This is a genomic window from Streptosporangium sp. NPDC000396 (genome assembly GCF_042898655.1).
Taxonomy (GTDB): domain Bacteria; phylum Actinomycetota; class Actinomycetes; order Streptosporangiales; family Streptosporangiaceae; genus Streptosporangium.
Map to the genome: position 1 here is coordinate 149,523 of NZ_JBIAZA010000007.1, position 12,799 is coordinate 162,321.

Genomic DNA, 12,799 nt, shown 5'->3' on the forward strand with positions numbered 1-12,799 from the left:
CCTATTCGGAGCCTCCGGACAGGTATTCCTCGCGGACCTTGGAGCGGGAGAGCTTCCCCGTGGGGGTGCGGGGCAGGTCGTCGCGGAACTCGATGACCTTGGGGTGCTTGAAGCGCGCGATGCGGGGGCCGAGGTGGTCCAGCAGTTCTCCCGGGGTGGGCCGGAAGCCGGGCGCCGGCTGGACGAGCGCGACCACGTTGTGGCCCCACTCCTCGTCGGGCACGCCGATCACCGCGACGTCGGCGACCGCCGGGTGCTCCAGCAGCGCCGCCTCGATCTCCGCGGGGTAGATGTTCACCCCGCCGGAGACGATCAGGTCGGTACGGCGGTCGCACAGGAACAGGAAGCCGTCCTTGTCCAGGAAACCGATGTCGCCGGGGGCGTACCACTCGCCACGCATGCTGGAGGCGGTCTTCGCCGGGTCCTTGCGGTACTGGAAGCCGCCGAGACCTGACTTGACGTAGATCATGCCGGGCTCGCCCGGCGGGAGTTCCTCGCCGTCGGCGTCGAGGATCTTCGCCTCGAAGCCCGGGGCGGGGCGGCCGACCGTGCCGGGGTGCTCCAGCCACTCACGTGGCTTGACGAAGAAGGCGATGGTCGACTCGGTGGAGCCGTAGTACTCGTACAGGACCGGGCCCCACCAGTCCATGATCTGCCTCTTGACCGCCACCGGGCAGGCCGCGCCGGTGTGGATCACCTGCCGGAGCGACGACACGTCATGCTTCCTCCGGACCTCCTCGGGCAGCCGCAGCATCCGGTGGAACATCGTCGGGACCATCATGGAGTTGGTCACCCGGTGCTTTTCGACCAGTTCCAGGATGCCGGCCGGTTCGAACCGGGGCGCGATCACCAGGGTGTGCCCCAGGTGCAGGGCGAACATGGTGTGCGCGCACGGCGAGGAGTGATACATCGGCGAGGTCACCAGGTGGACTTCCTCGCCCGGCCTAAGGTCGCAGACCTCGCCGAGGAACCAGGTGACGAGCGGTATCGCCGCCTCCGGCTCGGCACCGGACAGCGGCCGCTGCACGCCCTTGGGGAATCCGGTGGTGCCCGAGGTGTACCACATGACCGCGCCCGCCGACCTGTTGCCGGGGGCGGTCGCCGGTTGCCCCTCGGCCAGCTCGGCGACGCCGGTGAGCCTCCCGCCCACGGGATAGGACGGGTCGGCGGTCACGACCTTGGCGTCGCAGTCGGCCAGGATGTAGGCGACCTCCCCGGCGGCCAGGTGCCAGTTGACCGGCACGTAGTACAGCCCGATCTGCCCGGTGGCCATCAGCATGACCACCGCGTCGACGCCGTTGGGCAGCACTCCCGCGACCACGTCTCCCTCGGCGAGCCCGCGTGCCCGCAGCCCGTGCGAGACCTGGTTGACCCTGCCGAGCAGCTCGCCGAAGGTCGTCACGGTGCCGTCGGTGTCGATCACCGCCCGGCGGTCCGGGTCGGCCTCCGCGATCTGGTAGAAGCCGTGGAGCGTGCTGATGTCGGGCATGGAGTCCCTCCTTCGAAGAGCTCCGGCGAATCGCTTCAGAGCTCCAGCAGATCGGCCAGACGGGTTCGGTGGATCCGTGGCGGGCCGAGGAGCACCTCGTCCGCCTTGGCTCGCCTGTAGTAAAGGTGCGCGTCGTGCTCCCACGTGAAACCAATGCCGCCGTGAAGCAGCAGGTGATCGCGAGTCACCTCGAAACAGGCCCGGCCCACGTAGGCCTGGGCGAGCGCGGCGGCCACGGGCAGCTCGCCAGGGGCCTCGTCGGCCGCCCAGGCCGCGTAGCGCACGATCGACTCGGCCTGCTCCAGCTTGCAGTGCATGTCGGCGAGCTTGTGCTTGACCCCCTGATAGGAACCGATGAAGCGGCCGAAGGCCACCCTGATCTTGCTGTAGGCCACGATCGCGTCGAGCGAGGCTCGCATCACGCCGAGCTGTTCGGCGGCCACCGCCACCGCGAAGAGGTCCCGGGCCCGCGCCACGGCCGTCTCCGACGAGTCGACGAACCGCCATCCTCCCGGCTCCACCAGCGCCTGCCTGCGGGTCAGGTCCAGGGTGGCCAGCGGGGTGCGGGAGGCACTGAGAGAGATCTGGACCCCCGTATCCCTCGGCACCACGATCACATCGGCCTCGACGCCGTTGGGGGCCCGGTCGCCGTCGAGCACCACGGTCGCGATCGTGGTGCCGGCGGCGATGCCCGGCAGGAGTTCCTTCTCGCCCACCTCCGTCAGGAGGATCGCGGCGAGGGTCGTTGCCAGGAACGGGCCCGGCAGCAGCGCCGCGCCGGTCTCCTCCAGGACGACCGCGAGCTCCGCGTAGCCGGCTCCGGCTCCGCCGAACTCCTGCGGGACGATGAGACCGGCGAGGCCGAGCTCGCCAGTGAGGCGCCGGTAGACCTCTGGGTCGTAGCCGGTCTCGGATTCGGCGGCCTGGCGGACCGCGGGCAGCGGTGAGGCGGCCGCGAGAAAGGAGCGGACCGTGGCGCGCAGCTCCCGCTGCTCCTCAGTGAGCACGAGTTTCATCGAAGTCGCCCTTTCTGCGATGATCAGGCCGATCTTTCGACGGCACCCGGCCGTCGGCGGTCGTCCTCCGGCGCGCGGTCGGGCGGGCGGAAACCGGCGTCATGCCGAGCCTCCGCCCGTCTTCAGATCCTTGAACGGCACGGTCTTGTCCACTCGCGGCTCGGGCGGCAGGTTCAGCACCCGGTCGCCGATGATGTTGCGCATGATCTCGTTGGTGCCACCGCCGAGGGACAGGGCCGGGGCGAAGAGCAGCGAGCCCGCCAGCCGCCCGTCGTCCTCGTAGGCCACGGCCTCGGGACCGGCCAGCGAGGTGGCCAGGTCGGACTGGAACAGGACCAGCTCGGCGAGAAGCAGCTTGGCCGCGCTGCCCCGGGCGCCGGGGAAGATCCCGGCCTTGGTCTCCTGAGCGAGCCTCTGGTTGAACAGGGCGAGCGCGCGGGAGCGGATGTAGAGCTCGACGAGCTGGTCTCTCACCAGGGGGTCGCGGGTGTCCGCGGTGTGGCGCAGCGCCTCGAAGGCCACCGGGTTGTCCTTCTGACCGCTCATGCCGACGCCGCTGGAGATCGACAGGCGCTCGTGCAGGAGGGTCGTCACCGCGCAGCTCCAGCCGTCGTTGACCCGGCCGATCAGGTTGCCCGTGGGGATGTGCACGTCGTCGAAGAAGATCTCGTTGAAGTGGGCGCGACCGGTCATGTCCCTCAGCGGCCGGACGGTGACGCCGGGAGCGTGCATGTCGACGATGAACATCGACAGGCCCTTGTGCTTGGGCACGTCCACGTCGGTGCGGGCGAGCAGCAGGCCCCAGTCGGCGTGCTGGGCCACCGAGGTCCAGACCTTCTGGCCGTTGACCACCCAGCCGTCCTCGCTCTCGGTCGCGCGGGTCTGCAGGGCGGCGACGTCGCTGCCGGCGCCGGGCTCGGAGAACAGCTGGCACCAGATCTCCTCGCCCCGCAGCAGCGGCCGGACATGGCGTGCCTTCTGCTCGGGGGTGCCGAGGTCGACCAGGGTCGGCCCGCACATGCCAAGCCCGATGGAGAACACGTAGGTCGGCAGCGTGAAATCCTTGGCCTCTTCGGCGAAGGCCCGTTCCTCGGCCTGGCTGAGCCCCTGCCCGCCCCATTCGGACGGCCAGGCGATCCCCGAATAACCCGCGTCGTAGAGCTTCGCCATGAAGGTTTTCGCGGCGGCGAGCCCGTCGGGATCGGGGCTGCCCTCGGTCCCGACGTCCCGGGCGTTGGCCTCCAGCCAGTTCCGGGCCCGCCTCCGGTACTCCTCAAGATTCATATCCGCTCCAATCAGCGCGCACTTACTCTAACCAGCGCCGCATCAGGCGTACAGAGCAATGATCTACGGCGGATGGTGAGGTGATCTTTGCCCCGGCTTGGCCATGAATTGCCAGGAAGCGGCAATGAATCTGCCTAATGTGATCGTCTGGTCACAGGGGGAGATTGCCGTGATCGCTCAAGGCAGGTGGTCAGTCCGAACCCGGCTGACGCTGATCGCCGTCACCGTCGCCGCCCTGTGCGGCCTCACCCTCACCCTGGCCACGACGCTCTCCCTGTACAACCTGGCAGGCCGTTTCCGGACGGACGAGGTGGCCAGCACCACCCTTGAGGTCATCAACCTCACCAAGCAGGGACGGCTGCCCGCCGTACTGCCGCAGGGGAAGGTCGCCGGCGTCCAGGTCATCGACGCGTCCGGCGAGGTCGTCGCGGCGACCCCGAACCTGAAGGGCGCGCCCCCGATAGCGGCCCTCGTCCCTCCGAAGGGGCAGGTCCGGACCACGGCGACGACCTGCCGCCTCCCGCGGTTCCCCGGCAGGTGCATGGTCGTCGTGGCCTTCCGGGTCCACCAGCCGGACGGTGACTGGGTCATCTACTCCGTCGACGACGTCGTGCCCTGGTACGCCCATCCGGGGTTGTTCGCCCTGCTCCTGGGCGGTTCCCTGGCACTCGTGGCGGTGGCCGGGTTCGGCGCCTACCACATGGTGACCAGGGCGCTGGCCCCGGTGAACGCGATCAGGAGCGAGCTGGCGGAGATCACCGCGACCGACCTCGGCCGCCGGGTGCCGGTGCCGGAGGCGTGGGACGAGGTCAGGGGGCTGGCCGAGACGATCAACGAGACCCTGGACCGGCTGGAGAGCGCCGCGGAGCGGCAGCGCAGGTTCGCCTCCGACGCCTCCCACGACCTGCGCAGCCCGCTCACCGCCATGCGCGCCCAGGTGGAGGAGGCGCTGCACTATCCCGAGGACACCGACTGGAAGGCCAAGGCCCACGCGATGCTCGCCAGCCTGGACCGGCTCCAGGCGATCGTCTCCGATCTGCTGGAGCTGGCCAGGCTCGATTCCGGCGCCCCCGGGAGCGAGGAACCGGTCGACCTGGCCGAGCTGGTCAACGACGAGCTGGACCGCCGCAGGCGCTCCGTCGAGGTGGTGCGGGAGCTGGAACCGGGCGTCACGGTGATCGGCGACCGGCTCCGGCTGGTGCGGCTGCTGACGAACCTGCTGGACAACGCCGAGCGGCACGCCACCTCGCGGGTCACGGTGAAGGTGATGGAGGACAACGGCACGGCCGTGCTGGAGGTGCTCGACGACGGCGGCGGAATCGCCCCCGAGCAGCGGGAGGTGGTCTTCGGCCGGTTCACCCGGCTGGACGCCTCGCGCAACCGGGACGCCGGAGGCACCGGGCTGGGCCTGCCCATCGCCAGGGAGATCGCCGAAGCGCACAACGGAACCCTGACGCTGGAGGACAGCACGCAGGGCGCACGTTTCGTATTGCGTCTGCCCGTGAGCCGCTAGGGTTCCCATGTGGCACGGGGATTTGGGCGACTACGCCGCGAAGATCTGCTCAGGACCGCATGCGATGTCATAGCGCTCCAGGGTTTCGGTCACACACGGACGGCGGACATCGCGCAGGCCGCCGGGGTCAGCCAGGCGTTGCTCTTCTACCACTTCGAGACCAAGGACAAGCTGTTCGCGCAGGCCTTCGCCTATGCGGCCGAACGCGACCTGGAAGGGCTCACCAAGCTGGAGGAGTCGAGCGGTTCCCCCCTGGAGCGGCTGCGGGCCCTGCTCAAGATCTACTCCCCTGTCGGCAGGTCCAAGTCGTGGGCGCTGTGGATCGACGCCTGGGCCGAGTCGATGCGCAACGCCGAGCTGGAGGAGATGTCCCGCAGGATCGACCTGCGCTGGAAGCAGGCGCTACGCACGATCATCGAGGAGGGCGTCGAGGCGGGAGACTTCAGCTGCCCCGACCCCGACGGCTCGACCTGGCGGATCGTCTCGCTCATCGACGGCCTGTCCACCCAGGCGACCGTGCACAGGCGCGTTCTGACCCGGGCCCGGCTGGCCGAACTGGTCCGTACGGCTACCGCCGGCGAGCTGGGCCTGCCCGCGGACGCGCTCTCCTGAGCAGCCCGCCGGGCAGCGCCCTCCCGAGCAGCCTGCCGGGCAGGACGACCAGAAGCATGGCCAGGGCGATCAGCCCTCCGCCGAGGAGGACGCCCCAGGTGAGCGGCTCGCCGTACAGCGTGACGGCCAGGAGGGTCACCCAGAGCGGCTGGGCCGACAGGATCACGGCGGCGGGCACCGGCGGGACGTGGACCTGGCCGAAGGACCGGGCCAGGAACCCCAGGGCGCAGGCCACGATCGACAGGTGGCCGAGGATCGCCCAGTCGCCCGGCGTCCGGGGCAGGGTGAGGCCGTCCGGCGCGGCGAGGATGCCCGTCATCAGCGCGATGGTGCCGAGCTGGATGACCGCGACCGCGTAGGCGTCCCGGCGCGCCCCGGCGAAGTTGCCCAGCACCAGCGTGTGCGCCGAGTACAGCACGGCCGACAGCAGGGTGGCGGCCAGCGCGGGCAGATGGATCTCGCCGCCGCCCCCTCTCATCACGGCGAAGGCCGTCATCGCGACCGTCGCCAGCAGCACCGCGACCCAGGTGCGCCCCGAGACCCTGGCGCGGAGCAGGATCAGCCCGAGGATCGGGGTGATCACCACGTACGAGCCGACGGTGAACCCCGAGACCGACGAGGGGAGGTCGTGCAACGCGACCGCCTGGGCGGTCTGGCCCACCCCGAACAACAGGCCGAGCAGGATGCCGGTCAGCCAGGTGCTCTCGGGCAGCCCCCGCAGGCAGCGCGGGCGGAGCGCGACCAGGACGACCATCGCGATGCCGTACCGCTCGGTGAGCAGGTCGGCCACCGGCATGCGGACGATGAGATCTTTCATCAGCGGGAAAGCCGACCCCCACGCGGCGCTGACGAACAACAGAAGCACGGCTCCCATGAAGGGTCGAGGAGCGAAAACCGCTGCCATACCCCGAAGGATTCCATCACCGCGGGCGACCGGCGGATCACTCATCGGGCGGGGAGTGGTCTGAATACAACCCTGAGTTAAGGACGTCACACCGGCGTGAGAGACCTCATACCCTCGCGGGGACTTCCCTCACTATTAGATGATTCGTACAATTACGGGGCGAGACATCCGATGGGAGTGCAGATGACACCCGCTCCGAACACCACCGCGGACAGAGAGAACGACCAGTCGGTCACGGAGAGGCGCGCCTACGAGGCGGTCATCGAGCGCCTGTCCAAGGCCTCGGTCGACAAGCACTGGGAGCCCTACGTCGACATTCCCTGGGACGACGAGGACTTCCTGATCCACCAGGACGATCCGCGCTGGGAGCTGCCGGGGATCGACAAGCTGGGCGGCCACGCGTGGTACCGCGCCCAGACACCCGAGGTCCGCGCCAGGATCGGGCTGTGGCGGGTGGCGACCGCCATGAAGATCGGCCTGCAGTTCGAGAACCTGCTCAAGCGCGGCCTGCTGAACTACGCCTACCGGTTGCCCAACGGCTCCCCCGAGTTCCGTTACGTCTACCACGAGACCATCGAAGAGGGACATCACGGGATGATGTTCCAGGAGTTCGTGAATCGCACGAAGCTTCCAATAAAGGGGATGCCGGGGCCGCTGAGCCTGCTCTCCCAGATCACTCCCTGGATTCCGCTGATCTCCACCGAGCTGTTCTTCATTTTCGTGCTCGGCGGCGAGGACCCGATCGACCACGTGCAACGCAAAGCCCTCAGGCAGGGCCAGATCCAGCACCCCCTGGAAGAGGTCATCATGCGGATCCACATCGCGGAGGAGGCCAGGCACATCTCCTTCGCTCGGCACTACCTGCGCCGCCGGGTCCCGCGGATGCCCGCCTACCGCCGCTTCGCGCTGGGAATCGCCTCCCCGATCATCCTGGGCATCATGGCCCGGATCATGCTGTCGCCCCCCGGGTCGATGATCAAGGCGTTCCGGATTCCTGAGCACGTCGTCAAGGAGGTCTACGTCGACAACCCCGAGGCGGCCGGAGAGATCCGCGACTCGGTGGGCAGGACCCGCGAGCTCTGCGCCGAGCTGGGCATGACGAACCCGATCCAGCGCGGGGTCTGGAAGGCGATGGGCATCTGGGCGGCGCCGGCCAGGACCGCGGGCCGATGAGGACGGCGATCGTGACGGGCGGCGCGTCCGGCATCGGCCTGGCCATCTGCCGCGAGCTCGGCAGGCGCGGCGTGCACGTCGTGATCGCCGACCTGGACGGCGCCGGGGCCGAGCGGGCCGCCAAGGAACTCGGCTGCTCGGCTGCCGCCCTGGACGTCACCGACGCGCAGGCCGTGCGGGATCTGGTCACGGACGTCGCGGCCGGGAAGGGCCAGCTGGACTTCATGTTCAACAACGCCGGGATCGCGGTCGGCGGCACCGCCGACGAGCTCACCCTCGACCACTGGAACCGCACGATCGATGTGAACCTGCGCGGCGTGGTCCACGGCGTCCACGCCGCCTATCCGATCATGATGCGGCAGGGTTTCGGTCACATCGTGAACACCGCCTCCATGGCGGGCCTCGTCCCCGCTCCCCTGATGACCCCGTACACGGCGACCAAGCACGCGGTGGTCGGGCTGTCACTCGCCCTGCGGGCCGAGGCGTCCGGGCACGGTGTGAGGGTGAGCGTGGTCTGCCCGGGCTTCACCGACACCCCGCTGCTCGACCACGCCAACCCCGGCCTGCCGCAGACCGCGACCGGCAGGGGCGCCCGGCGGTCGGCGACCCGGGCCCAGGGCCGGCTCTACTCCGCCGACTCGCTGGCGGGCGACATCATGAGGGGCCTGTCCCGCGACCGGGCGCTGATCGTGGCCCCGGCCTCGGGGCGGATGGCCTGGCGCGGCGTACGGCTTTCGCCCGCGCTCGCCGTCCGGGTGGCCGCGCTCGCCGTACGACGCCTGGGCGGACGCTGACGGAGCGGGCCTCGTGGGCCGAGGTCTCCTCCGGGCCCGGCGGGGCCCGTGCGATGCTGAGCCATGACTGATCGACACGCGATTGCCGTCACGCGCTGGCGGGGCCGGAGCTCCGCCGCCCCCGCGGGGCTGTCCGAACTGCTGGCCGCCTACCACCTGCAGACCGAGGCCGAGAAGGGCACGGAGGTCGCCGGCGTGGCGGAGCTTCCGGAACGATACCGGGCGGAGGTCCTGGACCCGCGGGCCGCGTTCGCCGGCGACGCCGTGCTGATGGCCTCGACCGGGGACACGGCCGTGGGCTGCGTGGTGGTGGCGGCGCCGCGCGAGGGACGGGCGGAGATCAAGCGGCTGTGGGTGAACCCGGTGTCGCGCGGCCACGGCGTCGCGTCCGCCCTGGTGCGTGCCGCGCTGGACCACGCCCGGGAAGCCGGTGCCGGCACGGTCCGGCTGTCGGTGTGGGACTGGCGGACGAACGCCATCGCCCTGTACGAGAAGCTCGGGTTCACCGTCACGGACTCATGGGACGACCGGGACCGGCTGGTGTGCATGGAGCACCCTGTCTGACCGGCCTCCCGGTGGCCGCGGATCTCCCCGGAAGGCGGAGATGGGAACATGGCCAGGTCATGACGAACACAACGGAAGGCAAAGATCGGTGAGGCGGCTACTCACGGTCCTGCTGTTCGCGTGCGCCGCGCTCCTCGGCGTGGTCACCCCCGCGCAGGCCCACAACGTGCTGATCGGCAGCGACCCCAAGGACGGCGCCCAGCTCGCCACCGGTCCCGAGAAGATCACACTCACCTTCGACCAGCCGGTGCGGCAGGGCTTCGCGCAGATCAGCCTGACCGGTCCCGACGGGACCCGCTGGGAGGACGGCAAGACAGCCGTCAACGGCGAGAAGGTCAGCGTCGCGGTCAGGCCCCTGGGTCCGGCCGGGCAGTACGTCGTGGGATATCGCATCCTGTCCTCCGACGGCCACCCGGTGGCCAGCAAGGTCACCTTCACCCTGACCACCGCGGGCCCGGGTACGGCGTCGCAGCCTGCCCCCGCCTCCTCTGCCGTCGCGTCACAGGCACCCGATCTGAGCGCCCAGGCCGCCGAGGCCTCCCAGAACGGCGGAGCCGGGATGGCCGTGCTGTGGATCGCCGCCGCCCTCGTCGTGCTGGGCGGAGCCACCATCGTGGCGATGCGCCGTACCAAGGGGCAGGGAACCTCCGGATGACCGCGACCATCGAGCGTGCCCCCGAGTCGGGCACCGTCAGGAAGCTGCTGGCCGGGGGGCTCGTTTCGGGCGCCGTGCTCGCCGTGCTGGCCGCGACGGCCTTCACCGCCCAGGAGGCGGTGCCGGGGATCGCCGTACCCGGCCCGCTCGTGGAGTACGGCCTGCCGGCGCTGCGGGTGCTGCTGGATCTGGCGGCGGTGGCCGTGGTCGGCCTGAGCGTGCTGCCCAGGATGCTCGGGTTCGACGACCCGGAGCGGACCGAGCCGGTGATGCGCCGGGCACGGCCGCTGGCGGTGACGTTCGCGTGGGCGTGGGCGGTGCTGGCGCTGGTCGTCATCGTCTTCCAGACGGCCGAGCTGAACCCCGGATCGCTCCCGACTCCGGGAATGATCGCCGACTATGTCGACAGCGTCGGCGCGGGTCAGGGGATGCTCTTCAGCGCCGCCTGCGCGCTCACCTACGCCGGAATCGGGCTTCTGGCCGTGCGGTTCGGCGAGAAGGTCCCCGCCGAGCTGCGGATCGTGATCGCCTTCTTCGGCCTGCTGCCGATCCCGGTCACCGGCCACGCGGTGGACTCGGTCTGGCACGACCCCATCATGATCTCGATGGAACTGCACGTGATGGGCTCGGCGGCCTGGACCGGCGGGCTACTGATGATCATCTCGCTGGTGGCCGGAGACCGCGAGCTGCTGGCCTGGGTCCTGCCGAAGTTCTCCAGGCTGGCGACCCTGGCGCTGGTCCTGGTCAGCGTCTCCGGTCTGGTGAACGGCCTGGCCACGATGGCCCTCACCCCGGGGGTGGAGCTGCCCGGCGCGGTGTTCACCAGCGACTACGGGCTGCTCGTGGTGGCCAAGACCGTGTGTGTGGCGCTGCTGATCCCGTTCGCCGCCCACATCCGCTTCCGCCTGCTGCCGCGCATCGCCGCGCGGGAGGGGACCGCGGTCGCCGCGTGGGCGGCGGCGGAGATCACCGTGATGGGGCTGGCCTACGGCGTCGCGGTGGCGCTGACCACGGCCTCCATGTCCTGAGCGCGGAGCCTGTGACGGTTGAGGGCCCACTCGCCGCCCAGCCACAGGGCGGCGAGCATGAGGCCGCCGATCAGCATGGTCATGGGCGACACCAGGGGCGGGGAGGCGAACACCGCGTTCTGGAGGCGGAGCGCCTGGTCCACGAAGAGGGTGGCCGCGAGCGAACCGACCAGCGCCCGGACCGCCGGTATCCGGATCAGGAAGGCCAGGTCGACGGCGAGCGCTCCGGCGATCAGGAAGACCGGCACCGCCGAACGCGGGAAGTCCACGGCCGCGAGGAGCGGCCAGATCAGCGCGCGGAAGGCGATGTAGACGCCGGCCACGGCCGTGGCGGAGAACATCCGGCCGACCATCGCGCGGGCGAAGACGAACACGATCATGGCCGCGGCCGCGGCGTAGAGCGGATACACCTGGTCGGGCACCGGCAGCGAGAAGTTGACCACCATCTGCCGGTCCACCGCGCGGCCCATCTGGTCGGCGGCGAACTGCAGCAGGATGGGCTCGGCCTCCGGCTGGCCCCGGTCCCAGGCGGCGATGCCGAACACGCCGTACTCCTGGTGCTCGGCCGGGAACCAGACGTTCTCGAACAGGAACACGAAGAGTCCGCCGAGGACCATCGTCCGCGTCCGCCCGGGCTTCGCGCCCATGAACCAGCCCCGGATCACACCGCAGATCATGAGGAACGTGCCGATGTAGAGCATCATGTGGGAGGGGCTCCACGAGGTGATGTCGAGCCCGTTGATGCGGTGGTTGATCAGGTCCAGCGGCACCGCGATCAGGAAGATCGTGGTGCCCCAGGCGATGAGGCGCTGCGCCGCCTTGTCCACGCCGTACCCGGTGTAGAGGTGGACGATCGTGAGCCCGAGGGCGATCGCCGTACCGACGCTGTTGAGCAGGTGCGGCGGCGCCAGATCGTCACGGAGCCACTTGAAGTGCCAGGAGACGTCCCAGGACGCCCCGAGCACCTTGAAGGAGAAGGCCACCAGCCAGCCGAAGTAGAGGACTCGGAAAAGATCGTCTGGGGTCTCCCGGCCGGCCTTCCCCCGGGTCCAGTAGGGCAGAGCCCACTCGACGACCGTAGTGGCTCTTTGTCTCAGGCTTTGGACTGGCTTCACGCGTCGAAATGATGCCCGGCCTTTACCTTAGTCCGCAATCGGGGACATCCCTTAGGCATCGGCAGGCATCGGCATTGCTTGGCCCTTCCTGTCTGGAATGATTGCCCGCTATGGGAGCTTTTGTGCGGGACGGCGGCCCGGACGACGCCGAGGATGTGCTGCGTATCAAAAACGAGACGTGGAAGACGGCTTACCAGGGACTTCTTCCGCAGGACTTCCTCGACGACCTCCGGGTCGAGCCCCGCGCCGTGGAGGTCTGGCGGGGAAGGCTCGCCGACGACGCCTTGCACGCCATGATCGGCGAGGTGGACGGCGAGGCCGCCGGGTTCAGCCTGTTCGGCTCCGCCCGTGACGAAGGACTCACCGGCGGGGAGATCTACGCGATCTACGTGCTCAGCTCGCACTGGTCCACCGGGCTGGGCCTGGCCCTGATGGAGCGGTCCACAGCCCGGCTGCGGGAGATGGGGCACGCGGACGTGGGGCTCTGGGTCCTGGAGGGCAACACCCGCGCCCGCCGGTTCTACGAGCGCTTCGGGTTCACCCCCTCCGGGCGGACCCAGGACGTGGAGGGCATGCCGTTCCCGGTCCCGGAGGTGCACTACCGGCTCTCCCTCACACCGGCGAGCGCCTAGAAGTCCGCAGGTCACCGGGG

Annotated in this window: 13 protein-coding genes; 8 read left to right on the forward strand and 5 right to left on the reverse strand. The window is 69.9% G+C overall.

The annotated features are described in order from the left end of the window. Position 1 precedes the first annotated feature (1 nt). The 3 genes from ACFY2X_RS13540 to ACFY2X_RS13550 all read right to left on the reverse strand — a co-directional run bounded on the left by ACFY2X_RS13540 (position 2) and on the right by ACFY2X_RS13550 (position 3,789). Positions 2-1,489, reverse strand: coding sequence for an AMP-binding protein (locus tag ACFY2X_RS13540; RefSeq protein WP_389937201.1), 1,488 nt, complete (start codon positions 1,487-1,489; stop codon positions 2-4). 35 nt (positions 1,490-1,524) lie between these two features. Then, entirely contained in the window at positions 1,525-2,505 is a 981-nt protein-coding gene (locus ACFY2X_RS13545) for an acyl-CoA dehydrogenase family protein (protein ID WP_389937203.1), read from the reverse strand. 99 nt (positions 2,506-2,604) lie between these two features. Beyond that, entirely contained in the window at positions 2,605-3,789 is a 1,185-nt protein-coding gene (locus tag ACFY2X_RS13550; protein ID WP_389937206.1) for an acyl-CoA dehydrogenase family protein, read from the reverse strand. Positions 3,790-3,913: 124 nt separating this feature from the next. Between ACFY2X_RS13550 and ACFY2X_RS13555 the strand changes: the two genes are divergently transcribed. After that, positions 3,914-5,302 (forward strand): sensor histidine kinase, encoded by a 1,389-nt coding sequence (locus ACFY2X_RS13555; protein ID WP_389937209.1) that lies wholly within the window; start codon positions 3,914-3,916, stop codon positions 5,300-5,302. 9 nt (positions 5,303-5,311) lie between these two features. After that, the gene (locus ACFY2X_RS13560; protein WP_389937211.1) at positions 5,312-5,914 is read left to right on the forward strand and encodes a TetR/AcrR family transcriptional regulator; all 603 of its coding nucleotides are present in this window, start codon (positions 5,312-5,314) and stop codon (positions 5,912-5,914) included. On the opposite strand, the gene ACFY2X_RS13565 is transcribed toward ACFY2X_RS13560, so the two are convergent. Beyond that, positions 5,871-6,779: a DMT family transporter gene (locus ACFY2X_RS13565; RefSeq protein WP_389937214.1), complete on the reverse strand. Its 909-nt coding sequence runs from the start codon at positions 6,777-6,779 to the stop codon at positions 5,871-5,873. The genes ACFY2X_RS13560 and ACFY2X_RS13565 overlap by 44 nt on opposite strands. Positions 6,780-7,001: 222 nt before the next feature. Between ACFY2X_RS13565 and ACFY2X_RS13570 the strand changes: the two genes are divergently transcribed. The 5 genes from ACFY2X_RS13570 to ACFY2X_RS13590 all read left to right on the forward strand — a co-directional run bounded on the left by ACFY2X_RS13570 (position 7,002) and on the right by ACFY2X_RS13590 (position 11,032). After that, the gene (locus tag ACFY2X_RS13570; protein ID WP_389937216.1) at positions 7,002-7,991 is read left to right on the forward strand and encodes a diiron oxygenase; all 990 of its coding nucleotides are present in this window, start codon (positions 7,002-7,004) and stop codon (positions 7,989-7,991) included. Further along, positions 7,988-8,785, forward strand: a complete 798-nt coding sequence (locus ACFY2X_RS13575) for an SDR family oxidoreductase (protein ID WP_389937219.1) — start codon at positions 7,988-7,990, stop codon at positions 8,783-8,785. Before ACFY2X_RS13570 ends, ACFY2X_RS13575 begins: the two co-directional genes overlap by 4 nt. Positions 8,786-8,848: 63 nt before the next feature. Next, the gene (locus ACFY2X_RS13580) at positions 8,849-9,349 is read left to right on the forward strand and encodes a GNAT family N-acetyltransferase (protein WP_389937221.1); all 501 of its coding nucleotides are present in this window, start codon (positions 8,849-8,851) and stop codon (positions 9,347-9,349) included. Positions 9,350-9,437: 88 nt separating this feature from the next. Then, positions 9,438-10,004: a copper resistance protein CopC gene (locus tag ACFY2X_RS13585; protein WP_389937224.1), complete on the forward strand. Its 567-nt coding sequence runs from the start codon at positions 9,438-9,440 to the stop codon at positions 10,002-10,004. Continuing rightward, positions 10,001-11,032: a copper resistance D family protein gene (locus ACFY2X_RS13590; protein WP_389937227.1), complete on the forward strand. Its 1,032-nt coding sequence runs from the start codon at positions 10,001-10,003 to the stop codon at positions 11,030-11,032. The genes ACFY2X_RS13585 and ACFY2X_RS13590 overlap by 4 nt, the downstream gene beginning before the upstream one ends. Here ACFY2X_RS13590 and ACFY2X_RS13595 read toward each other — a convergent pair. Beyond that, positions 10,990-12,147: a hypothetical protein gene (locus ACFY2X_RS13595; protein ID WP_389937230.1), complete on the reverse strand. Its 1,158-nt coding sequence runs from the start codon at positions 12,145-12,147 to the stop codon at positions 10,990-10,992. The two genes, ACFY2X_RS13590 and ACFY2X_RS13595, sit on opposite strands and share 43 nt — an antisense overlap. Positions 12,148-12,257: 110 nt before the next feature. Between ACFY2X_RS13595 and ACFY2X_RS13600 the strand changes: the two genes are divergently transcribed. Then, the gene (locus tag ACFY2X_RS13600) at positions 12,258-12,779 is read left to right on the forward strand and encodes a GNAT family N-acetyltransferase (RefSeq protein ID WP_389937233.1); all 522 of its coding nucleotides are present in this window, start codon (positions 12,258-12,260) and stop codon (positions 12,777-12,779) included. Positions 12,780-12,799 lie beyond the last annotated feature (20 nt).